The organism is Marinomonas sp. UCMA 3892 (assembly GCF_012726345.1).
Lineage (GTDB): Bacteria > Pseudomonadota > Gammaproteobacteria > Pseudomonadales > Marinomonadaceae > Marinomonas.
In genome coordinates this window covers 62,785-85,475 of sequence record NZ_PTXN01000013.1, presented here as the reverse complement: position 1 = coordinate 85,475, position 22,691 = coordinate 62,785, and the positions used below count along the sequence as shown (strand labels likewise).

At 43.8% G+C, this 22,691-nt stretch carries 21 protein-coding genes; 5 read left to right on the top strand and 16 right to left on the bottom strand.

Features of this window, described 5'->3' with window-relative positions:
* Nucleotides 1-18: 18 nt before the first annotated feature.
* The 8 genes from csy2 to B6N13_RS17415 all read right to left on the bottom strand — a co-directional run bounded on the left by csy2 (nucleotide 19) and on the right by B6N13_RS17415 (nucleotide 10,009).
* Nucleotides 19-999: a type I-F CRISPR-associated protein Csy2 gene (gene csy2, locus B6N13_RS17445; RefSeq protein WP_169460118.1), complete on the bottom strand. Its 981-nt coding sequence runs from the start codon at nucleotides 997-999 to the stop codon at nucleotides 19-21.
* Entirely contained in the window at nucleotides 996-2,276 is a 1,281-nt protein-coding gene (gene csy1, locus B6N13_RS17440; RefSeq protein WP_169460117.1) for a type I-F CRISPR-associated protein Csy1, read from the bottom strand. The genes csy2 and csy1 overlap by 4 nt, the downstream gene beginning before the upstream one ends.
* Before the next feature lie 12 nt (nucleotides 2,277-2,288).
* Nucleotides 2,289-5,687 (bottom strand): type I-F CRISPR-associated helicase Cas3f, encoded by a 3,399-nt coding sequence (gene cas3f / locus B6N13_RS17435; RefSeq protein ID WP_169460116.1) that lies wholly within the window; start codon nucleotides 5,685-5,687, stop codon nucleotides 2,289-2,291.
* Nucleotides 5,684-6,670, bottom strand: a complete 987-nt coding sequence (cas1f, locus tag B6N13_RS17430; RefSeq protein WP_169460115.1) for a type I-F CRISPR-associated endonuclease Cas1f — start codon at nucleotides 6,668-6,670, stop codon at nucleotides 5,684-5,686. Before cas1f ends, cas3f begins: the two co-directional genes overlap by 4 nt.
* 235 nt (nucleotides 6,671-6,905) lie before the next feature.
* Complete coding sequence (locus B6N13_RS23220) at nucleotides 6,906-7,148, bottom strand: hypothetical protein (protein WP_211172918.1); 243 nt, start codon at nucleotides 7,146-7,148, stop codon at nucleotides 6,906-6,908.
* Between the two features lie 23 nt (nucleotides 7,149-7,171).
* Nucleotides 7,172-7,747, bottom strand: coding sequence for a BRO family protein (locus B6N13_RS17425; protein WP_211172917.1), 576 nt, complete (start codon nucleotides 7,745-7,747; stop codon nucleotides 7,172-7,174).
* 125 nt (nucleotides 7,748-7,872) lie between these two features.
* The gene (locus tag B6N13_RS17420) at nucleotides 7,873-8,700 is read right to left on the bottom strand and encodes a WYL domain-containing protein (protein ID WP_169460114.1); all 828 of its coding nucleotides are present in this window, start codon (nucleotides 8,698-8,700) and stop codon (nucleotides 7,873-7,875) included.
* A 124-nt stretch (nucleotides 8,701-8,824) separates the two neighbouring features.
* Complete coding sequence (locus B6N13_RS17415; RefSeq protein WP_248280378.1) at nucleotides 8,825-10,009, bottom strand: methyltransferase; 1,185 nt, start codon at nucleotides 10,007-10,009, stop codon at nucleotides 8,825-8,827.
* A gap of 179 nt (nucleotides 10,010-10,188) precedes the next feature.
* On the opposite strand from B6N13_RS17415, the gene B6N13_RS17410 reads away from it, so the two are divergent.
* Complete coding sequence (locus tag B6N13_RS17410) at nucleotides 10,189-11,385, top strand: amino acid aminotransferase (RefSeq protein ID WP_169460112.1); 1,197 nt, start codon at nucleotides 10,189-10,191, stop codon at nucleotides 11,383-11,385.
* 146 nt (nucleotides 11,386-11,531) lie between these two features.
* Here the strand turns inward: B6N13_RS17410 and B6N13_RS17405 are convergent, their stop codons facing one another.
* The 6 genes from B6N13_RS17405 to B6N13_RS17380 all read right to left on the bottom strand — a co-directional run bounded on the left by B6N13_RS17405 (nucleotide 11,532) and on the right by B6N13_RS17380 (nucleotide 16,959).
* The gene (locus B6N13_RS17405; protein WP_169460111.1) at nucleotides 11,532-12,146 is read right to left on the bottom strand and encodes a UPF0149 family protein; all 615 of its coding nucleotides are present in this window, start codon (nucleotides 12,144-12,146) and stop codon (nucleotides 11,532-11,534) included.
* Between the two features lie 66 nt (nucleotides 12,147-12,212).
* A complete protein-coding gene (gene parE / locus B6N13_RS17400) occupies nucleotides 12,213-14,111 on the bottom strand; it encodes a DNA topoisomerase IV subunit B (RefSeq protein WP_012071221.1) in 1,899 nt (632 codons plus the stop codon).
* A gap of 132 nt (nucleotides 14,112-14,243) precedes the next feature.
* Nucleotides 14,244-14,825, bottom strand: coding sequence for a YqiA/YcfP family alpha/beta fold hydrolase (locus B6N13_RS17395; RefSeq protein WP_048814107.1), 582 nt, complete (start codon nucleotides 14,823-14,825; stop codon nucleotides 14,244-14,246).
* A gap of 49 nt (nucleotides 14,826-14,874) precedes the next feature.
* The gene (locus B6N13_RS17390; protein ID WP_012071223.1) at nucleotides 14,875-15,357 is read right to left on the bottom strand and encodes a DUF1249 domain-containing protein; all 483 of its coding nucleotides are present in this window, start codon (nucleotides 15,355-15,357) and stop codon (nucleotides 14,875-14,877) included.
* Nucleotides 15,354-16,334 carry an acyltransferase gene (locus B6N13_RS17385; protein WP_169460110.1) on the bottom strand — a complete coding sequence of 327 codons (981 nt, stop codon included), beginning with the start codon at nucleotides 16,332-16,334 and terminating at the stop codon, nucleotides 15,354-15,356. The genes B6N13_RS17390 and B6N13_RS17385 overlap by 4 nt, the downstream gene beginning before the upstream one ends.
* A 4-nt stretch (nucleotides 16,335-16,338) precedes the next feature.
* Nucleotides 16,339-16,959: an NUDIX domain-containing protein gene (locus B6N13_RS17380; protein ID WP_012071225.1), complete on the bottom strand. Its 621-nt coding sequence runs from the start codon at nucleotides 16,957-16,959 to the stop codon at nucleotides 16,339-16,341.
* A 126-nt stretch (nucleotides 16,960-17,085) separates the two neighbouring features.
* Between B6N13_RS17380 and B6N13_RS17375 the strand changes: the two genes are divergently transcribed.
* The 4 genes from B6N13_RS17375 (at nucleotide 17,086) to pseF (ending at nucleotide 20,688) form a co-directional block, all read left to right on the top strand.
* On the top strand, nucleotides 17,086-17,649 hold the full coding sequence (locus tag B6N13_RS17375; RefSeq protein ID WP_169460109.1) for a DNA-3-methyladenine glycosylase I: 564 nt from the start codon (nucleotides 17,086-17,088) through the stop codon (nucleotides 17,647-17,649).
* Between the two features lie 143 nt (nucleotides 17,650-17,792).
* Nucleotides 17,793-18,788, top strand: a complete 996-nt coding sequence (pseB, locus tag B6N13_RS17370; protein WP_012071227.1) for a UDP-N-acetylglucosamine 4,6-dehydratase (inverting) — start codon at nucleotides 17,793-17,795, stop codon at nucleotides 18,786-18,788.
* Nucleotides 18,775-19,962, top strand: a complete 1,188-nt coding sequence (pseC, locus tag B6N13_RS17365; protein WP_169460108.1) for a UDP-4-amino-4,6-dideoxy-N-acetyl-beta-L-altrosamine transaminase — start codon at nucleotides 18,775-18,777, stop codon at nucleotides 19,960-19,962. Before pseB ends, pseC begins: the two co-directional genes overlap by 14 nt.
* 3 nt (nucleotides 19,963-19,965) lie before the next feature.
* Complete coding sequence (gene pseF, locus B6N13_RS17360; RefSeq protein WP_169460107.1) at nucleotides 19,966-20,688, top strand: pseudaminic acid cytidylyltransferase; 723 nt, start codon at nucleotides 19,966-19,968, stop codon at nucleotides 20,686-20,688.
* On the opposite strand, the gene pseG is transcribed toward pseF, so the two are convergent.
* Both pseG and pseI read right to left on the bottom strand, forming a co-directional pair.
* Nucleotides 20,663-21,661: a UDP-2,4-diacetamido-2,4,6-trideoxy-beta-L-altropyranose hydrolase gene (gene pseG / locus B6N13_RS17355; protein WP_169460106.1), complete on the bottom strand. Its 999-nt coding sequence runs from the start codon at nucleotides 21,659-21,661 to the stop codon at nucleotides 20,663-20,665. The genes pseF and pseG overlap by 26 nt on opposite strands.
* The gene (gene pseI, locus B6N13_RS17350; RefSeq protein WP_012071231.1) at nucleotides 21,658-22,689 is read right to left on the bottom strand and encodes a pseudaminic acid synthase; all 1,032 of its coding nucleotides are present in this window, start codon (nucleotides 22,687-22,689) and stop codon (nucleotides 21,658-21,660) included. Before pseI ends, pseG begins: the two co-directional genes overlap by 4 nt.
* Nucleotides 22,690-22,691 lie beyond the last annotated feature (2 nt).

Genomic DNA, 22,691 nt, shown 5'->3' with positions numbered 1-22,691 from the left:
CCTTTTTGAGTGGTTTGATTAAAATTCTGAATCGTCGTCTTCATCGGCAACCAATGCTGCCGATGATAAATGTGCATGAGACGTTTGATGACAAAGGTATGAATCGCCCTCTGTGTGATAACGCCATAACATGTCTTCTATTCTTTTCAGTCGATGGGGCATTTTGAACTCCCCTAAGGTGACCATGCTTTCCGCGAAACGGTGTGGCACGTCTGGGTCTCGCTGGTTTTTCGCTTCGCCTAGCTCGCTAATGGCATAAAAGCCTGTCGCGATGGGAACAAGCCACCCTGCGGGTTTGTCATTGACCAGTTTGCGATGTCTACGCCATTCGATGGTTTCTTTGTTTTCCTCGTCTATTAGACGATCACAAGAGTGGTGAATCGCTAAATAATCAATAAGCGCTTCGATGGCATCTACTCCATTTTCCATGGCGTCTACCATCAGTTCTCGCCGTTCAATCAAGACATAACCCGGCATCAAGGCACGCTTTACTTTGTTCATGTCTTCATCATTACCTTCTTCACACACAAGGCAAAATGGTTTCTTAAAGCCTTGTATGTCGCCACCCGCTATTTTCATGTGAGCGTTAAGCAACTGGGTGACGGCGGCAAGAAAGCCTTCTTGTTCGTCAATGCTAATCTTGTCGAACTGAATGACCAAGCTGACATCAAGGTGGCAACGAGCCTCTTCGATAAAAGACGATCTCGCGCCTGTTTTATCCAGCGGGTTGCCCGTACCAATAATGGAGTGGACGAAGTCATTTTCACCTTTGTGGGTTTGCAGATTAAGTTCATGGCAGACAACACCTGTCGAGATAAAATCGACTGACATGCTTTTCCCATTAAACTGCCTTCCATTAAGTTGTCGTTGCAGTGCGTGAACGGCCCCAAGCCATGCGGTCATAGCGGGAAAGCCTATGGTAAATGGGCTGGATAAGGCATTGGCGTTGTGTACGCGCAAGTGCGGGATAATTAATAGCTTCTTGATTTCTCCACTCATCGCAGCGCCTCCTTGTTATTTGCGGCTACTTTTTCCATCTGGCGATACTCCGCGTTACCTAATTTGATGGCTTTTTTACCAAGCATTTTTTCGTAGCCATAGAATAAGTAAGTGGTAATCGATGCGACGATTTCATCTAGCCAATCGTCTGTGGTTTCTCTTAGCATTTTGGTGTGTTCACACAACCAAGTGGTTTGCGCTTTGCTTAGCTGGCTTGCTGTTTCTATGTACTGCTCGCTTGCTATCGCTCTTACTTGCCACATTTTTTCAATAAGGTGATCAATAATCTGTTGATACAGTTCGTCTCGATCCGCCCGAACATGCATGTTGTTCTCGTTGTGTTTATAGAGTGAATGCAGTTGCTGAAACTGTTCTTTACATTGGAAGTAATTCACACTTTGCTGAAAAAAATCGACTTTGGGGAAATGCGTATGACGATTTTTTATCGTCGGAGGCACAGACATTAATAGATGCGCCTTACCCCCATTTTGATTATTCAATACGCTGATATTTTGCGGTTTAGTACCGCCGTAGCCGATGGTGGTTAAATCGTATATTTCACGAAAACCACTGTGGTATTCACCGTCTTTTTTCTTAGTTCGCGCTGCTTTTATTTCCTCACCAAAACGCATGTTATCGAGACGCTGACGCAGCTCGAAGACAATCCCTGATGCGGTTAATAACGATAACTGATGATAGTCCGTTTCGCCTTGCTGTTTTGACACAGGAAAGTAGACTTGTTTGATTTTGGAGCTGGTAATCACCTCATCATCGGTGGCCGACATGGCTAAAAAGCCTTGTTTTAATGCCTGATAACTGTGTTCTTCGTCGACATTTGGCAAGGTAAGTAAGACTTGTGCTAACTCTGAATCTTGCTCCAAATGTTGTAGCACGCTTTGTCCATCGTCGGTGATGAGTGTTAGAAACTTGTACACGTCAAGAGCGGCAGCATTACCAAGGGCATCCGCCGCCACGGCGACATTGCCTGTTCGTAAAAAACCATCATTTTTTGATTCGCTCGACGCAATGACGGCGCTGGCATAGCCATTTTTATTTTTACGAGCACTTGGGTGACTAAAAGTACAAGGGTGTGTCGAGATAGACATTTGCCCTGCTCTTTTTGCCGCATTCGGCAACCAGTTTTTTAGCGCAAACACGCTATCGCATTCGTGCTCTTTCTCTTTGACTTCCAGTTCTGACATGGATGTGCTCAGGTTTTTCTTTAGCCAAGCGGCTTTTCTTTCTTCAAAGAAAGCGTCTATCGCTGAATCCTGCATATTCTCCCTCCATTAAATTTTGACCAATCCCAATTGGTCGTTGTAGACATAATGCTTTTTCTCGTCATGAGGAAAGTTCAGCTCTCCATAACGCATAGAAGCAATTCTCTGGCTTAACTCTTTTTCTACCGCTAACTCAGCACAACTTTGATCAAAGTTGCGTGTTAGCCAAAGCCTTGCCATGGATGAACCGTCTAACGATTCTCGTCGAATATTGAGTATGGCTTCTCGATTAATCGCATGGCCTTCTTCGTCTTTCTCGCAGAAGAAGCTCGCTTGGTGCGGTTCACTAAATACCAGATAGGTATTTACGCTGGCTTGGCTTTGACGAAATGGTGTCAGCACTTGCGGCAAGGCGGTCAAAAACCAATGATGATTCAACCAACCCTGTAAGGTATGAGGGCCTGTCTGGGCATCATTGCCTGTGCTTTTATAGTTTGCCAACCATCGCCAAGTGGCAATGTGTTCGAGTTCCGACAAGCTATCGGTTTCTATTAAACTGCGCATGTATTTGGCGGTTAAGTGGTCAGGCTGCTGAATCCTTGGTATCGCATCCAGACGTTTGCCAATTTGTTGAACATCAAGCAGAGCATCAAGGTTATGATGTTTAAGGGTAATGTTTTCCTCAAAGCCTGGACGGTTAAACACCTTTTGACCTTCTTGCTGCGCATCACGAATGCCCTTCCAGTTGTATTGCATCAGGGCAACATTAGCTTGATCCACTTCGCCTTCTCGGTGACGTTTTACACGCCCTGCCAGCTGAATAATAGCGCGATAGGAAGAAGGCTCAATCACCGCCCAATCGAAATCATGATCTCGCCCTACTTCTTCGACTGGCGTCGCGACTAGAATAAAGAGCACATTATTCACTTCTGGTTGGTTTTGTTGTACCCGATTCAAGTGTTTTCTAATGACCGGATTTTTTAAAGCATCCGGTAATTCGCCCGGTTTTTCTTTGCGTTTTAGCACAACATCTAGATGATGCTCTTGCTCAGAACGCAGCAGCATGACTTGTTGGCTGTGATAAGCCATGACACGCACTTCGGTATTATTGGGTAATGCTTTAGCGAGTAGATATTTGGTCAGAGCGACGCAAGGCGAGATGTTCGCCATACGAACCACGCCAAAAGACACTTTTATCTGAGTTTCTGGGTCTTTAAAAGAATGGGCTTTATGCTTAAACCATGCTTGTTGAAAAATACTATCAAAGTAGGCTGTTTGCTTGTTCTCAACAACCTCCACATCGTGCTGTTTTTGCGTCTTATATTGCTCAATAATGGCTTGGCAAGAGGCAATATCTGCTTTGCGTTTTGCTGGCTGCTTGGTTAACTTTTCTACCCGTTTTTTAATGAAACCTGCATGATGTTCTCGGTAAACGGGAATGGCGTCTTCGAGGTTTTCTGCACTATTGCTATGCACATTGGTAGCGAATTCATCAACCCAAGCGCAGCCGATAACAGGGCTAGCGTCACGTGTTTTGCAATATAAACGCCAACCATCCCGATAGGCTTTAAAGTAGCCTTCAGCCATATGAGGCGGAATCGTGGCGGAAGAAATCATGACCTTTCGTCCTAACATGCCCGCTAAGTGGATCAATCGACCGATAGCGATTAAATCGTCTCCGGTGAAGTCGTCAATTTCATCGATCACGAGATCTGAGGACATAAGGCGTAAGGTCGGTAGTATGTAACGTCCGCCCCGCTTGGTTTCCGTGGCCGACATAAGATGATCTATCGTACAGGCAAGCACGGGCGCATAAAGAAACTGTTTGTCTCGTTGCTTGGTCAACACGGTCGTTAATGTATGCTCTGGAATGGCACAATCAAAGTCTATGTCTTCGTTTAACAGCGACTCTTGTGACTCTGAGCCTCGGCTCTCATGGTTTTCTTGATCTTGGCTGAGCGCATGGTTTCTCTGATCTAATTCCATGACCGCTTTAGAACCGATCAGTACGGCCAATTCGCTGTCGTCTAATCCAACTCGTTCTCGATACTCTCGGCCTGTTTGTATCGTTAAGGTACGTAACCCTAACGCCAATACAAAACGTAAGCTTTTCTGATCCAAAGATAAGGCTCGCATGACTTTCGCGTTGGCAAAGGTTTTGCCACAGCCTGTGCTGGCCATATTGACGGCAAAAAAACCTTGTTTGAGCTTATTGGGTTCAATGCTTCGGTAGTATTCCGTTATTTTGTTGACTGCCTTATCTTGCCACTGGAACCCTTTAGGGCTGGGTTTTCGTAACGCCTGAATATCTTCGGCAATAGGCGGCTCTTTTTCAAAAGCAGGGAGCAAGTGGGCAATTTTGGCCGCATGGCTTGCAACGCCAACGAGATGTTCATCCAATTTTTGCTTGAATGTTTGAGTGGTTTTGTCTGTATTGGCAAACAACCCTGTGGTGTCTTTCCAGCCTTTAGCGGCGTCTTGGGAAGAGTAATAATGATCACCCAACATTAAACACAAACGAGCATGATTCAATACCAAGCGATAACTGCCATTTTCGATACTTTGCAGCGCATAGGTTTTATTTTCGATGAGATGCTTGGACCAACGTTTTATGTTTTTCAGCCATTGACTAGAGTTACTTAACAGTCCATTTGGAAAACTAAAACAACCTTTTAAACGCTTTTGATACTCTGCTTCGTCTTGGCGATTTTCGTAGCCCCATTGTTGGGAAATACGTTGCAACATGGCGTTCATGGATTCTGCTTTTTCGCCCTTGTAGTCCCTTGATTGATCTTTTGATAAAGACGGTAAGCGATGATGAGAAACAATTAACCACGCGACCAGTTGGGCAATCGGCGGTAGGTTTGCCAAGGGGGTTAATGCTGAGCTTTGAATCAGTATCTTTAGTTGCGCTTCGTCAATATTCCCTTGGTTAAGCTTTTCCAACCATTCGTCATCCGTTGCGCTATTGGTTGTTTGGACAAAAGCGCGCAGCAATAAGAGCGAGATCCATTCGTGTCGGATTGGGTCACCTTTGAACTTATTTTTGCTCTTTGGCGATAGCTTTTCCTGAAAGAGCTTAGTCGCCTTCCCCCAGTCGTGTAAAAGCGCTGCTAAGCTTGTTAATGCTTTAATCAATGGCAAATAATACCAATCGTTTTCTATTTCGCTTTTTAGTAAATTTCTACGTGTTGTATTAACCGGCACAATGCCCTGCTCGTTAAATTTCAATCGATTTCCCACTATCCACAACAATTCACTTCTGGCACGGCTACGAATCCAGTGACAACTCACAGCGGTGTTTTTGCTGGCGGTTTTACGCAGCATTTTTTTAACGGTGAGTAGCCCGTCCTCGGTAATCAGGGTTTGCCATGTGTTATCGCCAATGCGATTAGCAAAGGCATCTAAAACTCGACGTGTCTTTTTGAGAGAGTTTTTTTCGCACTGGCTGACAAAGGTCACCATCATAGTTCGGCACCCTCGTCATTTTGCTTACTTGATAAATCACCAAGGTTTAATGCCATGTTTTTGACCGTATCAAACATAAAATCTAAGGCTTTATGGTCAGTGAATTTTTGTAGAATTTGCTGGCGAAATTCTTGTTCTGTGGCGTTTTCTTTAGCGCAGACAAATGCCCAAGGCAAAACGATGGCGTCTTTGATCAAATCAGCCACATCAAATACCAAGGCCCCACGACGCGTTTTGCCATGCATAACGGCAAAACCATGAGGAATGCCGAGCACCCACAAACAACAAGCGGCTAAGCCGTAGGCGAGATAGTTACCATGGTTTAGAAAGTCGTTGGCTTTGTCGCTTGAGTCATGCTGACGTTTGAAATCCTCAATGCGTACGGCATTAGCGGCGTACTTGTAAAGGGATTTGGTGAGTTGCGCTTCGGTCAGTAATAAATCGGATTGTTTCGTCGCGGCATCGGTTCGGTTATGAAAAGTCTCGAAAGACGATTGTAATACCACATCTTGCAGGGCGAAGCCTTCGCCTTTTAAGTCTTTGTCTTTTGTCCAAGTACGTTCAAGGTAATCAAGACGCGCTTTCTGGAAAGTTTTCGCTGCATCAAGGCGTTTGTCGTTATCAAACCAAAATTGCAACCAACCATGAAGGTATTCGGTAGGTCGATATTCGCTTTGCGGGGTAAACCATTCTACTTCGCACGCCATATACAGAGGCGTGCCACCGCCACCACAAAACCCAACTAACACACCAGCTTGAGCAAGCATACGCATGGCGGCTTGGGTGATCGACGTGCCGTTGCCAAGCAAAATCACCGTGGTATTGGCAATGGGGATATTAAAATACTGGTTTTCTTTCTGCGCCTCGGTAAGGTACAGCACACGACCATCTTTTTGCATGACTCGGCAATATTCGAGGTAATACATATTGGCACGCTTGGAGTGCAATATGGTTTTCATGTCTGATGGTGAGAACTGTTCCATTGTCTGTCCCTTTTATTTTTATCTATTTTGCTCTGGTTTATCCGGCTTGCTTCCACTGTGCCGTGCTTTTTCTTACCCCACAACCCTGTCGTTTTACACAGGTAAAGTTATTTGACAGGTTTTGCTCTATGTCAGCGTTTTATGGTGTTTATCAATCAAATAACCATTGTTTTATGTCGGTATAGTTAACACACACCAGTTGTTGGGCTTGGGGGGTGGCTGACAAAAGTGGTCATTACTCTGTGTCACCGTCATCTTTCTTAATGCGTTTATTTTTTGAAGGTGGCAGGTAGTTATCGGAGGTAATCACCTTTTTTCCTGTTTTAGCTTCCAGATCCTTTCGGGCATTTTTGGCAATAGAACCACCCGCCAGGGCTGCAGTTTTGTTTTCATCCATCCCTGTGGCCTCTTCGGTTTCGGCAATCTGTCGAGTGGATAATTCTGCAAGAGCAGTAAAAATTAACTCCGCCTCACTCATGTGATCACGCAGATTCTGGCTTTTCAGACCTTTAAGGTTTTTATGCGCCTTGATACTGGTATCTGCCCATTCTTGGTGAGAATGGCAAATTCTTCACCTTGTTTGATATCGTGATCAGCCCAATAATCAGTTAATTTATTACGGGTCTCTTGCCCTGTCATACGCTGCTGAATCCATTTTTCACTGCGACCATGCTTTTGCCAAGTCTCCCGAGCTCGGTCAAGCGAGCGGGAAGGGTCTGCCATTTCTTGCATGCGTTCATAACCCACCTTAGCCAACCAAAGCTTTATAGGCTCGGCCTTGGGACTGGGTACAGATTGCACTAGGCGCAACAAGGTTTCAGCAGTAGCAACATCGGTTAGATATTTTTTGCCATCCGCTGCAGGAAGTTTCAGTCGGTGACAATCTGTCACCGACTGACTTCCCTCCTTAGTAAGTCGTTGTTTTAGTTTGTTCCAATATTTTCTGGCGGTTTGATAATCAGCCTGTTGAGTCAGCACTTGTATGATATCAATTACCGAAAACCACCAGATTTCAGCCTCTTCATCATATACACGGCGGATTTGGTAATCCTCAAATAGGGTCATATCATTTTTCATTAACATCACTCCTTAATGTTGATTTGATCTGATAAAAATTAAACATAATCATACTTTGGTCTTTTTAACTAGATGGTAAGAAGGGTTTCATTGTCTGCCCCTGTGTCCATATTTGACGATGTTTATCAATCAAATAACCATTGTTTTATGTCGGCGTAGTTAACACATACCAGTTGTTGGGCTTGCGGATTGGCTTCAAGCATTTTGGTTTTGATCTGTAAGTCGTCGAGGGTGTATTTGACGAGGGCGGCGCGGGTGGCGATGTGAAGCTGGCTATCAGTCATGCCGTAGTCGTTTTCAAGCACCCTTTTTTGCTTGTCTGTGAGGCGGGAATCTGGGGCAAGAATCAGTGAAACTTGGGTGTTCCACAGGGTGTCTTGTTGCTCGGTGTGTTCGCTGGCTTTGCCATCGTAATCGACGCTCTGAAAGCGGCTTAGTACAAAGTCGAGGAATTGCTTTCGCATGTCGCAGTAAGCACGAACATGCCAGCGTCCGGCGGTTTTAACAAAGCTATGGGGATAAATTAGTCGGCCTTGCGGGTCGCTACTGGAAACGGATAGATATTCGCAATCCACTGCGGTTTTGTCTTTAACGGCTTTTAATAAGGGTCGCATGACTTGCGGTGAAACAAAACGCGCAAGGGCTTCGATTCTGTGCTGGGTGGATTCACTAGTGGTATTAGAAAACGTAGGGATTTTGCCATAGTTTAGCCAATCAAAGTATTCATCCACGGTTTGGTCAATATAGTGCGGCTTGAAGTGGTCTGTTATTTGGTAGGCTTTTCGTTTGGCGTCATAGTCTAACGAGTTTGGAAAATCGGTCTGATATTGTTTAAGCAGCTGACTGACACTTTGCCTCGTGATACCTAAAGCACTCATTAGTGGTTTGGTATTTATTTGCCCTTCCCAAAAGGCGATCAATTCTAACATCCAATAACGCTGCGCGACTTCCATGCTGACCATTCCTTTACACTTTATAGTCTAGCAATGTAACGCAGTTTTCTAAGATAACCAAATCACAATTGATGTGTTTTTGTAGTTAGATCAATGAATTTGTCGCAGTGTACTTACTTATTGACTAACGCTCAGCCCTGATCATCCAGTTTCTTGGGGTTAAGCTTTTATCACAAAATTTTCCTATCTCGACTTGGTAGCCGTTTTCTTCTAGATAGATGGCGCGGTCGAGGACGAGCCAATATTCCAATGCGGGGCGAAACAGCTGGCTGATGGCTTCAAGTTTTTGTATTTTTTGATAACGAGTTTGGCCGATGGCTTCGAAGCCTTCAAAAGGCAATTGGGCTTGTAAATGTAACAGACCTTTTTGTTCTGCCGCCCACTGGCAAAACGCCGCAAAACCTTGCTTCAATATGGCTTTTTGGATAGAAGGAACGAGCAGGTATTCATCTTGCTGACGAGCAATGCGTTGCCATGAATCAAAACCCAATCGGTAAGTGAGTTCGAGCTGTTTAAGACGTTGTTCACGAGCTCCAGCGGTGGCAACCTCTTTGACGGCAAGTTTAAGGTCTGCTTGGCGTAAATTAAGTTGGGATTGTTTTGCACATTGGGATAGTGGGCGATAAAACTCATCTTTCGTCAGGTGGTAGCAGCATGGGGAAAGGCAAAGCTTGTCAGTGTTTGCAACAATCGCTTGCTGGATGAGTTCACGATGCAAGTCACCACAAGCATGCAGTGCTACGGCGCAGTGAGCATTCGCTAACGCCAATTGCCCTTCGCCTTTTAATACATCAGCATGAATAAAGGTCTGTGGCAGTTTTAATTTATTGGCTTCTTGTTCACCGGCTTCGCACAGCGTCTTTTGCCATTCTAGGCTGTGGACTGGTTTGTTATCTTGAAAAGCTAATAATTTACCTAAGTGGCCTTTGCCTGCGCACCATTCTAGGTAGTTGTCGGCATTGGGAGTGTGAGCGACGAACGCTTGGATTTGTGACCATTTACGCCCTTTTATTCCTGCTGAGACATAACTTGGCACATCATTAGTAAGTGCTCGCTGCGGCAATTCATCAAGAAAATCAGGCTTTGAAAAGTTAAGTGCAGTTTTTAGTTCTGGGCAGAGTCGAAATACTTCCACATAAAAAGCCTCGCTTTCTATTTCTAGGTTTTCTCCTGCCAAGTGTGAAGCCAATTCAGGATAGGCATTTTCCCAAGGATTACCCAAGCGAGCAAAAGTATCAAATTGCCAGAGCTGTGTATGTGTTTTTAACCAAGTATCGAGAACTTGAAAACGCTGTTGAAAAGAGGTCATAAACTGGCTCGCTGAGGGGGAAAAACTAGGTGTCTTTTTTTCTTTACAGTATTGAGGAAATTTCCCTCTCACTTGCATTGTATTTTGTCATAAAAACGGCAAAATGAAGAGGCTACTCAAGCAACAATTATATTCACAGTGATTTTCCTGTGACATAAAATAAGGACCCCGTAACTATCATGTTCAAGCATCTTAAAGCCGTTTCAGGCGACCCTCTTTTAGCTCTTATTATGGCTCACAAACAAGATCCAAATCCGAAAAAAATCGATTTGGGTGTAGGTGTTTATAAAGACGATAATGGCCATACACCGATTTTAAATACGGTAAAAAAAGCCGAATCCATTTTGCTTGAACAAGAAGACTCTAAAAGTTATCTAGGTATTTACGGTGCCACCGAGTTTGAAGCCATTATTAAGGATTTGATTCTAGGTGAAGGCAATCCATTAATCGCCTCTGGTCGTATCCGCTCTACACAAACACCTGGCGGTACAGGCGCATTAAAAGTTGCAGCGGACTTTATCAGCGCAAACTTAAAAGGCGCTCGTCTTTGGGTAAGCGATCCTACTTGGGGTAACCACAAGTCTATTTTTGACTCTGCAGGTGTAGAAGTAAAAGACTACCCATATTACGACCCAGCTACAAATGGCCTACGCTTTGACGACATGATGGCGAAGCTAGAAGCCGAAGTAAAAGAAGGCGATGTGTTGTTACTTCATGCTTGCTGCCACAACCCAACAGGTATCGACTTACAATTCGATCACTGGAAAGTCCTAACAGATTTCGTTAACAAGCGCGGTCTGCTGGCATTAGTTGATGCCGCGTACCAAGGTTTTGGCGACGGCTTAGATGAAGATTTAGCTGGCTTGCGTTATATGGCTGCCAATGTTCAAGATATGTTGATCGCGAACTCTTTCTCGAAAAATTTCGGTATTTACCGTGAACGTTGTGGTGGTTTGAGCGTTATTGCTGCGTCTGCTGATGAAGCAAATGCTGCATTCTCTATTATTGGTCAAGCTATTCGTGCGAACTACTCTATGCCACCTGCTCACGGTGCGGCAGTAGTTTATACCATCATGAGCAACCCAGAACTAAAAGCTGAGTGGATTTTAGAAGTTGCTGCTATGCGAGATCGTATTAACGGTTTGCGTGAAAAGCTAGTAGCTAAATTGGCTGCATCTGGCGTGAGCAAAGACTTTAGCTTCATCAAGGATCAGCGCGGCATGTTCTCTTACTCTGGTTTGACACTAGAACAAGTTCGTAAATTGCGCAGCGAATACGCGATTTACATTGCCGACACTGGCCGCATGAGCATTGCTGGTGTGAGTGATAACAACATAGATTATTTGTGCGAAAGCATTGCGAAAGTTGTTGGTTAATTTAAAAACAGAGCTCTAAAACAAAAAACCGTGATCGATTAAATCACGGTTTTTTTATACCTGCCTATATAAACAACTTGCCTATAAAACAGCGTTTAGTCTCTTTGAGGTTAATTCCCAACCACTGGTGACATAAATAACTAAACTTAATGCAGTACGCGAGTTTCTTTGTTTTTTGTGCCTGTTTGCATTTCAGGGTGATAATGCTGCACCAAGCGCAATATAGAAGGCTCTAAGGTTTCTCGCCAGAAGGTAACTTCTGCCGTCACCATAGTTTCAAGCTTGTCCCAACCGGCTTCAGTACCAAATAAACGCACTGGCGCTAGGACTTCATCGAAAAACTCTCGATCACCACCGATCCCTAAACCGATCAGTTTAGCACCGCGAATGAAACCAACACACCATTCTTCTACCATTATGGTGTATTCGCCATCCACTTCTTGTTCAAGATAGACAGGATAAAAATCCCCAAACAACAAGCTGTTCATGGTTTCCATATACATGATAAGCACAAGGCTCAGAAACTCATCCTCTTGTTCGGTTGATTCCCAGACAGGTTGATCTTCGTCCGCGCCCCAAATAGCATTCAACCAAACATCTGGTTCTAACTCTTGTACAGAGCAACCTAATGCCGTTAAAAAGCCATCTAACTCTGATACACACATCAGTGAGCGGTCTGTCCCGAACGTCAATAAATAGTGATCTATCTTTTCATAAAGAACTTCTTCGCTGATGACATCATCGTCTTTTTCTTCAGACATTCATTCGTTTCCATTTAGTTGAGCTATACATATATTTTAGCTTGCCTGGGCAAAAGCGATATTTTATTAATCAATAATCGCCAAGTTACCGTAAGTTTCTAGCCAGCTTTTACGATCCCCTGCACGCTTTTTCGACAGTAGTTTGTCTAGAAGCTCATTAGTATCCGGCTTGTCTTCCATGGTGAGCTGAATTAAGCGACGAGTATCTGGCGCCATGGTAGTTTCGCGTAGTTGCGATGGGTTCATCTCACCCAAGCCTTTAAATCGTTGTACGTTTGGTGTACCACGTTTATTTTCAGCGGCAATCTTGTGTAAGGTAATGTCTTTTTCTTCGTCGTCTAGGGCGTAGTAAACTTCTTTACCGATGTCGATTCGATACAAAGGCGGCATAGCAACAAACACATGCCCGCTGTTTACCAAGGCAGGGAAATGGCGAACAAACAAGGCGCAAATCAGGGTAGCAATGTGCAAACCATCCGAGTCGGCATCAGCCAAAATACAAACTTTACCGTAACGTAAGCCACTTAGATCTTCGTCACCAGGATCGACACCAAGTGCTACAGAAATGTCATGGATCTCCTGAGATGCAAGTACTTGATTGGAATCCACCTCCCAAGTATTTAATATTTTACCTCGTAACGGCAAAATAGCTTGGAAGTCTTTCTCGCGAGCTTGTTTGGCAGAACCACCTGCAGAGTCCCCTTCCACGAGGAAAAGTTCGCTTCGAGAGGAATCTTGCCCTGAACAATCTGCCAATTTTCCTGGCAATGCTGGGCCTTGAGTCACTCGTTTACGCACTACTTTTTTACTGTCTTTTAAGCGTTTTTGCGCGCTGTTAATCACGATGTCGGCGATTTTTTTACCGTCTTCAACATGGGAGTTCAACCAAAGGCTGAAAGAATCTTTTACCGTCGCGGAAATAAAGGCAACGATCTGACGAGATGATAAACGCTCTTTGGTTTGTCCTGAAAATTGTGGTTCTTGAATTTTTGCTGACAACACGTAGCTACAACGATCCCACACGTCTTCCGCGGTTAACTTAACACCGCGGGGTAACAAGTTGTGGAAATCACAGAATTCACGAATGGCTTCTAACAAACCTGTTCGCAACCCATTGACATGTGTTCCTCCTTGCGCTGTTGGGATCAAGTTGACATAACTTTCTGTTACCAACTCACCACCTTCAGGCAACCACTGTACTGCCCAATCAACCCCTTGCGTTTTTTCTGTCAAACCGCCAATGAAAGGCTCATCTGGAAGGAGTACAAAGCCGTCATTGGCTTGCGCTAAGTAATCTTTTAAACCATCTTGGAAAAACCATTCTTCACGGGCTTCTTCACTACCCGTTTGGTCAATAAAGACAACATGCAAGCCCGAGCAAAGTACCGCTTTGGCTTTTAATAAATGTTTAAGGCGAGAAATAGAAAATTTCGGGTTATCAAAGTATTTGCTATCTGCGGTAAATTTAACTTTGGTACCTGTGTTCTTTTTGCCAACTGTGCCGATTTCTTTTAGCTCAGAGGTCTTAAAACCGTTTTCAAAGCCAATATGGTATTGAATACCGTTACGTCTTACCCATACTTCTAATGACGTAGATAAAGCGTTAACAACGGATACCCCTACACCGTGCAAACCACCAGAGAACTGATAGTTATCACCCGAGAATTTACCACCAGCATGAAGTTTGGTCAGGATCAACTCAACACCCGAGATCCCCTCTTCTGGGTGAATATCGACTGGCATGCCTCGACCGTTGTCTTCTACGCTCAAAGAACCGTCTTTATACAGAATGACTTCTATGCGATCCGCATGACTAGCCAAAGCTTCATCGACTGAGTTATCAATGACTTCTTGCGCTAGATGATTTGGCCGTGAGGTATCCGTATACATTCCTGGGCGTTTTTGTACTGGTTCTAAGCCACTAAGAACTTCTATCGATCCGGCGTTATATTCTTTTGCAGACATGCGTGTTTTTACTTCCAAGTTGATCGTGCGTCATAGTGTCAAAATACTACAGCGCGTGCGAGTGTAAATTAGATTGGCTAGAGTCTATCACTGGTTTTACTTAGTGTGAAATAGTCCAACAAAAGCAGTAGCTTACTCGGTTAATATTTCAGCAAAACGAAGAATTTCTGCGGAAAACCGTTCAAATTCAGTAAAACTATGGTCGCCTTTTTCTTCGTGAGTAAGTCGTGCTGTTTTGGGAAAGGCTTTAAGTGCTTCTTTATAATCCAACACTTCATCGCCTTCTTGAATCATCAGCCAGTATAAATCGGCTGTCGGTTCTGTAATTACCAATTGCTCAAGCTCTATCATGTGGGCTTGAGTTAATTCGTATTCTTCATTGGTATAAGGGTTAAGCTGAGGTCCCAAAAAATCTTGTAGCAATACGGGAGCTTGCACCGCAGGATTCACTAAAATAGCCTTCAAATGGTATTTTTCGGCAAGATATGCCGCATAAAATCCCCCTAGAGAACTACCGATTAACGTAATGCCCTGATGCTGATTGGCTTCAATTATTGCTTCCAACTGTTTAATCGCTTGCGCTGGTTGCCAAGATAAGCGCGGAGAAATAATCGCATCAGGCAGGCCCATTTCTTTCGCCGCCTCCCCTAAAACAGTCGCCTTATGGGAACGTTCCGAGCTATTAAAACCATGGATATACAATAAAGCAGTCAAAGGATCTCGTCTCTTTACTTAGGTTAAGTTATAAAGATAAATCTTAGGATTAGGCAAACTGAAAAGACAAGGTGTTATTCAATCTATGACCATGCTTCAAACACAGCTCCAACAAATCAGCCAGTTGCTGATTTAAACGAAATTTCTCGTCTCGATGCAGCATGGCATCATTTGGATAAGGGTACGTGCCGCTGTATTGTCGATGACCATCAGTAATCTCAGCAATGCCCACATCATGATACAAGCGCACTGTCATAGATAGTGTTGTCTTGAACAGAAGTTTCTTAGGAATTTCTGGGCCAAACTCTAATAAAATTTCAGAGGTGAATCGGCTTTCTTTACCAAGCGTCAAACATAAACGACTCTCTTGATCACCCGCACTATGAACGGAAAAATTCCAAGAATCCATCTCTTCTTGACCGCGCATGAGTTTACCTAAGCGGCGGTAATTCAACTCACCTAGCAGCTGTAAACTCACCAAATCTGGTACATATTGTTTCGATGTTTTCTGTGTCTTCATAATGTCTGTCATTCTTGCGACGTATTTCCTTTTGAAAATTCTTGCTCTGAACCAATCATAACACTCTGTTTTAAAGCGTCTAACTGATGGCTCATACGTGTGTCTTTATCGTGCCAGTATAGATTAAACCAAGTAAAGAAGTGTTCTCTATCCTTTCCAGACGCTTGGTATTCTGGCATTAACATGGTGTCAGGAATGGCTACTTCTCGCACCATGACTTTCACTTTGCCGATTCTACCGCACAGAAGGTCCCACCCCGTTACTGTCTTTTGCTCATATAAAACATTGATGTCTGTAATGCTTTTTATGGCTTCTGGCATAGTTTGCAATATGAAACTAACGCCTCCAGCCTTAGGTTTTAATAAGCAATGATAAGGCGATGCCTGTTGTTTGTGCTTAGCTTCAGTGAAACGTGTGCCTTCCACAAAACTCATTATAGAGTTTGGACGTTTCAAAAGACGTACACAAGACCGTTTGGTCGTCGCTAAATCTTTACCGGCTAACTTGGGGTTCTTTTGAATTTGCTCTTTAGTATAGCGCTTCATAAAAGGAAACCCCATTATATAAGCGGCTGACCCAACAAACGGCAACCAAATCAGAGCTTGCTTCATAAATACTCTTGGTAAAGGGCGACGGCCTTTGAGCTGAGCAAAGATCACGAACACATCGGCCCAAGATCGATGATTCGCAATGATCAGATGCCAATAGTCAAAATCTACTTTCATTGTTTCATCAAGTTCCCATCTTATTCCTAAGATGTTTTGAAACCACCACTCACAAGAAGCCACCCAGCCATCATATAAACGATTAAAACAGTGCTCGGCAAAGTTTTCATAGCGGGTGTTTTTTAGCAATAATAACGGCGCAACAAGATGAACCAACAAGGTCCAGAAAAATACATTGCTACACATAAAGGCAAAAGAAATAAGGCCAATAACTGGCTGCAATAGCGTCTTCTTATTTATCAAAACAGATGTATCTGATTTCATCAACTTAAGCGCACCAACGTTTTATCAGATCGTTTTTATTTAGCGCAAACCACTGCAATCCCATGATAGTGCTGGCGTTTTCTACATCATTCTTAAGCAAGGCAATGGCGTCATCAGAAGATACCAGATGCAATTTGATGTCTTCATTTTCTTCGTCCAAGCCATGAACTTTCGTGGTATCTACTAAGTTTGAATCAAATTCTCCGGCATACATGCGTAAGTACTCCACTAATCCGCCCGGCGACGGCACAAACTTAAACATGTATTCAAGACGCTTTACCGTCACTCCCGCTTCTTCTAAAGATTCACGGCGCACTACGTCTTCATCGCTTTCACCTTCTTCCACCATTCCAGCCACTAATTCCAGCAACCATGGTGATTCACTTTTAAATACAGCAGGACGAAACTGTTCAATTAATAGGATTTTGTCCTCAATAGGGTCAAACAGCAACACGCATACAGCATCGTTACGCACCATCATTTCTCGGGTCATGGGCTGGCTCCATTCACCGTTAAACTTTTTATGTTTCAAGGTCAGTTTACGCATTTCAAAGAAGCCTTTGTAAAGACATTCGTCAGCTAATACCTCAACATCTTTTTTGCTGTACGTCGGTTTAAACTTCATATTATCTCGTCCTAAACAGGCCACTATTTGGAATGTGGTCTGATATGATTAATTCGCAACTCAGGCAATCACTGTTACAAAAGCCACGATGACAAAAGTCGCGATTATAAATTTGGAGTATCGCAAATGGAAAATATACGTTGCGCTTGGTGTTTAGGATCTCCTGAATACATTCATTATCATGATAATGAATGGGGTATCCCTATTTATGACGACCAAACGTTATTTGAATGCATTGTACTAGAAAGCGCTCAAGCAGGTCTAAGCTGGATTACTATTTTACGCAAGCGAGAAGGTTATCGAGCGCTTTTTCATGGTTTTGATCCAGTTAAAGTCGCAAAAATGACCGAAGCTGACGTAGAACGCTTATTACTGGATGAACGTATCGTTCGCCATCGCGCTAAAATTGAAGCCACCATTAACAATGCCAAAGCCTTTTTAAAAATTGTCGACGAATTTGGTTCATTTAGCCAATATTACTGGGCATTTAGTGATAATAAAGTCATTGATAATTCAATCAGCCATCACGCAGAAGCACCTGCGGTAACCGAACTTTCCACTCGTTTTGCCAAAGACTTAAAGAAAAGAGGCTTTAAATTTCTTGGCGCAACGACCTGTTATGCTTTTATGCAGGCCACGGGCATGGTTAATGATCATATTGCAGACTGTATATCACGAAAGAAAAAATAAATTGATTATGCAGTTATAATCAATAGCAGTTCCTTGATTTCATTAATGTTTAGCCTAAAGTAGTCGATATAGTAAAAAGACTCTTTGTACAATGGCCATGCTCATTGGGCTTTCAAATTCCATTATTTAGTTTGGTAAAAAACATGTTTAACAACAAAAGCATTCTTATTACTGGCGGCACCGGCTCCTTCGGTCGCCAGTATGTGAAAACACTCTTGGCCAACTACCAACCTAAACGACTGGTTATTTATTCTCGTGATGAGTTGAAGCAATACGAAATGCAGCAAGATTTTGATGCTTCTTGCATGCGCTATTTTATCGGTGATGTTCGAGACAAAGATCGTTTAACTCAAGCCATGCGAGATGTAGATTTTGTCATTCATGCTGCGGCACTAAAACAAGTTCCAGCCGCTGAATACAACCCGATGGAATGTATCAAAACCAACATTCATGGTGCTGAAAATGTCATTGCGGCGGCAATTGCTAATAATGTTGAAAAAGTCATCGCCTTATCCACTGACAAAGCGGCTGCGCCAATCAACCTTTACGGCGCGACCAAGCTCGCTTCTGACAAATTATTTGTCGCCGCCAACAATATGGTCGGTCAGGGTCGCACGCGTTTCTCTGTGGTCCGTTACGGCAATGTAGTTGGATCACGCGGCTCTGTTGTACCTTTTTTCCAAAAGCTGGTTGCTGATGGCGCAGAATCCATTCCTATTACCCACCCAGACATGACACGTTTTTGGATCACTTTGCCAATGGGTGTGGATTTTGTATTGAAGAACTTCCAACGCATGCACGGTGGTGAGATTTTTATTCCTAAAATCCCTTCTGTTAGGATCTTAGATTTAGCCGCGGCTTATGCTCCTAATATCCCCACCCGTGACGTGGGTATTCGTCCGGGTGAAAAACTTCATGAAGTTATGTGTCCTGCAGATGATTCTTATCATACCTATGAGTTCAAGGACCATTATGTCATTTCACCAAGCATCAAGTTTTATCAAGACGATATGGATTTTGCTCACAACCGTTTAGGCGAAACGGGCGAGTTGGTTGAACCAGGATATGAGTATCAATCTGGCAGCAACCCACATTTTTTAAGTATTGAAGAGATTTTGACCTTCGATGACGCACACTGATTTTATTCCCTACGGCCGTCAATCTATTAGCGAAGACGACATTGCGGCCGTCGTAAAATCGCTACGTTCTGACTTTTTGACTCAAGGCCCTTGTGTCAGTGAGTTTGAACAAGCTATTTGTACAAAAGTCGGCGCTCGTTATGGTGTAGCAGCAAACAGCGCCACATCGGCCTTGCACCTAGCCTGCTTGGCGTTAGGAGTTGGAGCAAACGACACGGTTTGGACATCACCTAATACCTTTATCGCTTCTGCTAATTGCGCACGTTATTGCGGCGCCAACGTAAGTTTTGTCGACATTGATCCTCGTACATACAACATGTGTGCGAATAAATTGGCTGAAAAATTAGCCATAGCAAAAGCACATGATCAATTACCAAAAGTCGTGATTCCGGTGCATTTCGCAGGTCAATCTTGCGATATGGAAGCTATTCACGCTTTATCAGAAGAATATGGTTTTCGTATTATAGAAGACGCTTCCCATGCAATTGGTGCGAAATACCAAGACAACTACGTGGGCAACGGAGCATTCAGCGACATTTGTATTTTCAGCTTTCATCCAGTGAAGATCATCACCTCGGCTGAAGGCGGCATGGCAATTACTAATGACGAACAACTCGCCAAACACATGCGTACTCATTCTCAGCAAGGCACAACCAAATCACCTGATGAATTAACGCAAATGCCTGGTGATTGGTACTATGAGCAACACACGCTGGGCTTTAATTACCGCATGACGGAACTACAGGCTGCTCTTGGTTTATCGCAATTATCGCGTTTGGATGACTTTATCGAGCGTCGCCATCAGCAATTTGCTAACTATAAGGCCTTGTTAAAAAACCTGCCTATTACCTTACCTTATCAAGCGGATGATAATTACTCAGCACTGCATTTATTTCCAATTTTATTGCCAGAACATAACATGGCGGCAAGAAAAGGAGTGTATGATATTTTACGTCAAGCAGGCATTGGCACTCAGGTGCATTACATTCCTGTGCACACCCAACCTTATTATCAAGAATTAGGATTTAAACAAGGTGACTTCCCTATTGCAGAAGATTACTACGCTCGCACACTGAGTTTGCCGCTTTTTGCCGACTTAACTTATGCTCAACAAGAGCGAGTGGCACTGATCTTAAAACATGCCTTAATTGCTAATCGTGTAATGAGAGCCTAAACAATGAAAAACAGCGCTCTTTCACAAGAAAACCCAAAAAACTATCGAGTTGCGGTGATTCCAGCCCGTGGTGGATCACAGCGTATTCCTAGAAAAAACATTCGCTTTTTAGATGGCAAACCTTTGATCGCTTATTCCATCGAAACGGCGATTGCTTCAGGGCTATTCGATCGCGTTATTGTCTCTACCGATGATATAGAAATTGCAGAAGTCGCACGCAAATTTGGCGCAGAGACTCCGTTTTTTCGCCCTGCCGATTTGGCCGATCATATGACAGGTACAACACCGGTAATGCAGCATGCGCTGCGCCATTTGATTGATGAAGGCAAAATACCAGACCAAGCGTGTTTGATTTATGCCACTTGCCCAATGCTGACGCCAGAAGATTTACAGCAAGGTTTGGTACAACTAAACCAAAACACAGCATTTTGCTTTTCAGCCACTACCTTTGCCTTCCCGATTCAAAGAGCACTTCACCTCAAAGAAAACGGCGAATTAGCGCCCATGTTCCCTGAACACATTGGCAAACGCTCACAAGATTTAGTCGAAGCTATTCATGATGCGGGGCAGTTCTATTGGGCGAGCACTCAAGACTGGTTTGATGAAGAAATATTTGGCCCTAAATCCAAGCCTTTATTATTACCAAGACATCGAATTCAGGATTTAGACACGGAAGAAGATTGGTTGCGCTTAACGCAAATCATGAAGCTGAAAAATATGAGTTAATGGTTTTTGCTACGCGGTTTGCACCGTCACCATCGACTAAACCACGAGCCGTTTTACGAGCATTTTCTTGCCACTCAATATCTAACCAGTAACGATTAATCACTTCAACCAACTGTTCAATACGTTGCTGCCGCACTTCTTCCGGCACATTATCAAAACGAATAGAACGACACCAATCTAATGGCACATGTTGCTCCAAAGAGCGAGTTTGATTGTCAGCCACTTGGGCAAAGACGGTCGGCACGCCCATGCAAGCCAATTCAAACAAGGTACCACCAGCGGCAGAAATTGCCATCTTGGCTTGCTTCATCAAATAAGTGACATCCGCTAAACCTTGTTCAAAAGCGATACTATTGTGGTGACAAAAACTGATCACTTTATCGGCATTTTTGGCATTAGCGCCCAATAGAACCTGAATGTCTTTCGTAGGAAAACCTGACGCCAACAAGGCGTTTAAAATAGGCAAAGTTAGAGTAAGCGGGTCGGTTCCGCCAAGGGTAATAAGCAATTGCTGTGGTAAAATTTGATTTAATTCGAGCTTTTGGAAAGCTGGTCTTAATAACGCGTATCGGCTTCCCGTTAATGGGAATTCAATTTGCTTGGAGTAACCTTGCTGCAAAGGATTCAGAAGCCATTTGGCAGGAAAGTCACCTCTGTCATTCATATCATCCAACACCAGTAAATTTGGCTGATGTTGATGCAATACCGTAATATCTTCGGCACTGTAGCCGTAATGATCTAAGATCACTAAATCAGCTTGTTCTGCTAGAGATAGAAACTCTGTCTTACACTCTTTTTCAGATTGGCCACCGATAAAACAATCTTCAGGGGAAGCAAAGGCTTGGTAACGACGATCCACCACAAACTGACATTGCCAGCCGTATTGTGTAAAAGCATGAATCAAGGCTTGGCAGCGAACTCTGTGCCCCATACCGATCTCGACAGAAGCATCAGCTCGCACCAAGAGTTTCACGCCATCATATCCCAAGCAAGCGGCTGACCTTTTTGCGCATCTTCCATTAATGTTTTACCTAACACTTCTGGCCAATATTTCGGCGCAAGACCGAACGATGGGCGAATTATTTTTAGGTGCTCTTCGGTCAATATGGTGCCAGCGGGTAAATCTACTGCCACATAAATAGAGCGGCGGTATTTCTTCGCAGCTTGCTCGGCATCTGAGCCACCATAAGTCACTGTACCAAGCGCCGCTTTTGCCGCACGACAAGCGACAACTAGCGCTTTCATCTCTTCGGGCTCCATAGAGAATTCAGCATCAACCCCGCCAGCACTACGATCTAAAACAAAGTGCTTTTCGATGACAGTCGCACCTAGCGCCGTTGCAGCTACAGCCGCCCCCAAGCCTTGGGTATGGTCAGATAATCCAACTGGGCAACCTGTTTTTGCTGCTAAATCGGCCATAGTGACTAGGTTGGAATCTTCTATTTTGGAAGGGTAAGTGCTGGTGCATTTGAGCAGTGTTAACGGATTATCACCAATGGCTCTAATAGTTGCTACGGCTTCTGCTATTTCTTCTTCACTTGCCATGCCAGTGGACATGATAATCGGCTTACCGGTTCTTGCTACCGCTTGAATTAACGGAATGTCGGTCATCTCAAAAGAAGCGATTTTATACAAAGGCACATCGATAGATTCTAAAAATGCCACTGCGCTTAAATCGAAAGGCGAGCTAAAGGCGACTAATCCTAGCGACTCAGCCAATTCGAACAACGGCTTATGCCACTCCCAAGGCGTTGAGGCTTTTTTGTATAGATCATACAAGTTGGAGCCACGCCACAAGCTATCACTTTCAGACACCATAAACTCGCCATGGCGCACGTCTAATGTCATGGTATCTGGTGTATAGGTTTGCAGTTTAATAGCATCCACGCCTGCCTCTGCCGCAGCATGAATCATGGCTTTAGCAAGCTCAAAATCTTGGTCATGATTGCCCGATAACTCAGCAATAATAAAAGGCATTTTTTCAAACATAGGTTCGAACATAA

Bases quoted from the DNA above. Each gene is read 5' to 3' on its own strand.
- csy2 (WP_169460118.1), bottom strand. From the start codon at position 999: ATGAGTGGAGAAATCAAGAAGCTATTAATTATCCCGCACTTGCGCGTA.
- csy1 (WP_169460117.1), bottom strand. From the start codon at position 2,276: ATGCAGGATTCAGCGATAGACGCTTTCTTTGAAGAAAGAAAAGCCGCT.
- cas3f (WP_169460116.1), bottom strand. From the start codon at position 5,687: ATGATGGTGACCTTTGTCAGCCAGTGCGAAAAAAACTCTCTCAAAAAG.
- cas1f (WP_169460115.1), bottom strand. From the start codon at position 6,670: ATGGAACAGTTCTCACCATCAGACATGAAAACCATATTGCACTCCAAG.
- B6N13_RS23220 (WP_211172918.1), bottom strand. From the start codon at position 7,148: ATGAGTGAGGCGGAGTTAATTTTTACTGCTCTTGCAGAATTATCCACT.
- B6N13_RS17425 (WP_211172917.1), bottom strand. From the start codon at position 7,747: ATGAAAAATGATATGACCCTATTTGAGGATTACCAAATCCGCCGTGTA.
- B6N13_RS17420 (WP_169460114.1), bottom strand. From the start codon at position 8,700: ATGGAAGTCGCGCAGCGTTATTGGATGTTAGAATTGATCGCCTTTTGG.
- B6N13_RS17415 (WP_248280378.1), bottom strand. From the start codon at position 10,009: ATGACCTCTTTTCAACAGCGTTTTCAAGTTCTCGATACTTGGTTAAAA.
- B6N13_RS17410 (WP_169460112.1), top strand. From the start codon at position 10,189: ATGTTCAAGCATCTTAAAGCCGTTTCAGGCGACCCTCTTTTAGCTCTT.
- B6N13_RS17405 (WP_169460111.1), bottom strand. From the start codon at position 12,146: ATGTCTGAAGAAAAAGACGATGATGTCATCAGCGAAGAAGTTCTTTAT.
- parE (WP_012071221.1), bottom strand. From the start codon at position 14,111: ATGTCTGCAAAAGAATATAACGCCGGATCGATAGAAGTTCTTAGTGGC.
- B6N13_RS17390 (WP_012071223.1), bottom strand. From the start codon at position 15,357: ATGACAGACATTATGAAGACACAGAAAACATCGAAACAATATGTACCA.
- B6N13_RS17385 (WP_169460110.1), bottom strand. From the start codon at position 16,334: ATGAAATCAGATACATCTGTTTTGATAAATAAGAAGACGCTATTGCAG.
- B6N13_RS17380 (WP_012071225.1), bottom strand. From the start codon at position 16,959: ATGAAGTTTAAACCGACGTACAGCAAAAAAGATGTTGAGGTATTAGCT.
- B6N13_RS17375 (WP_169460109.1), top strand. From the start codon at position 17,086: ATGGAAAATATACGTTGCGCTTGGTGTTTAGGATCTCCTGAATACATT.
- pseB (WP_012071227.1), top strand. From the start codon at position 17,793: ATGTTTAACAACAAAAGCATTCTTATTACTGGCGGCACCGGCTCCTTC.
- pseC (WP_169460108.1), top strand. From the start codon at position 18,775: ATGACGCACACTGATTTTATTCCCTACGGCCGTCAATCTATTAGCGAA.
- pseF (WP_169460107.1), top strand. From the start codon at position 19,966: ATGAAAAACAGCGCTCTTTCACAAGAAAACCCAAAAAACTATCGAGTT.
- pseI (WP_012071231.1), bottom strand. From the start codon at position 22,689: ATGTTCGAACCTATGTTTGAAAAAATGCCTTTTATTATTGCTGAGTTA.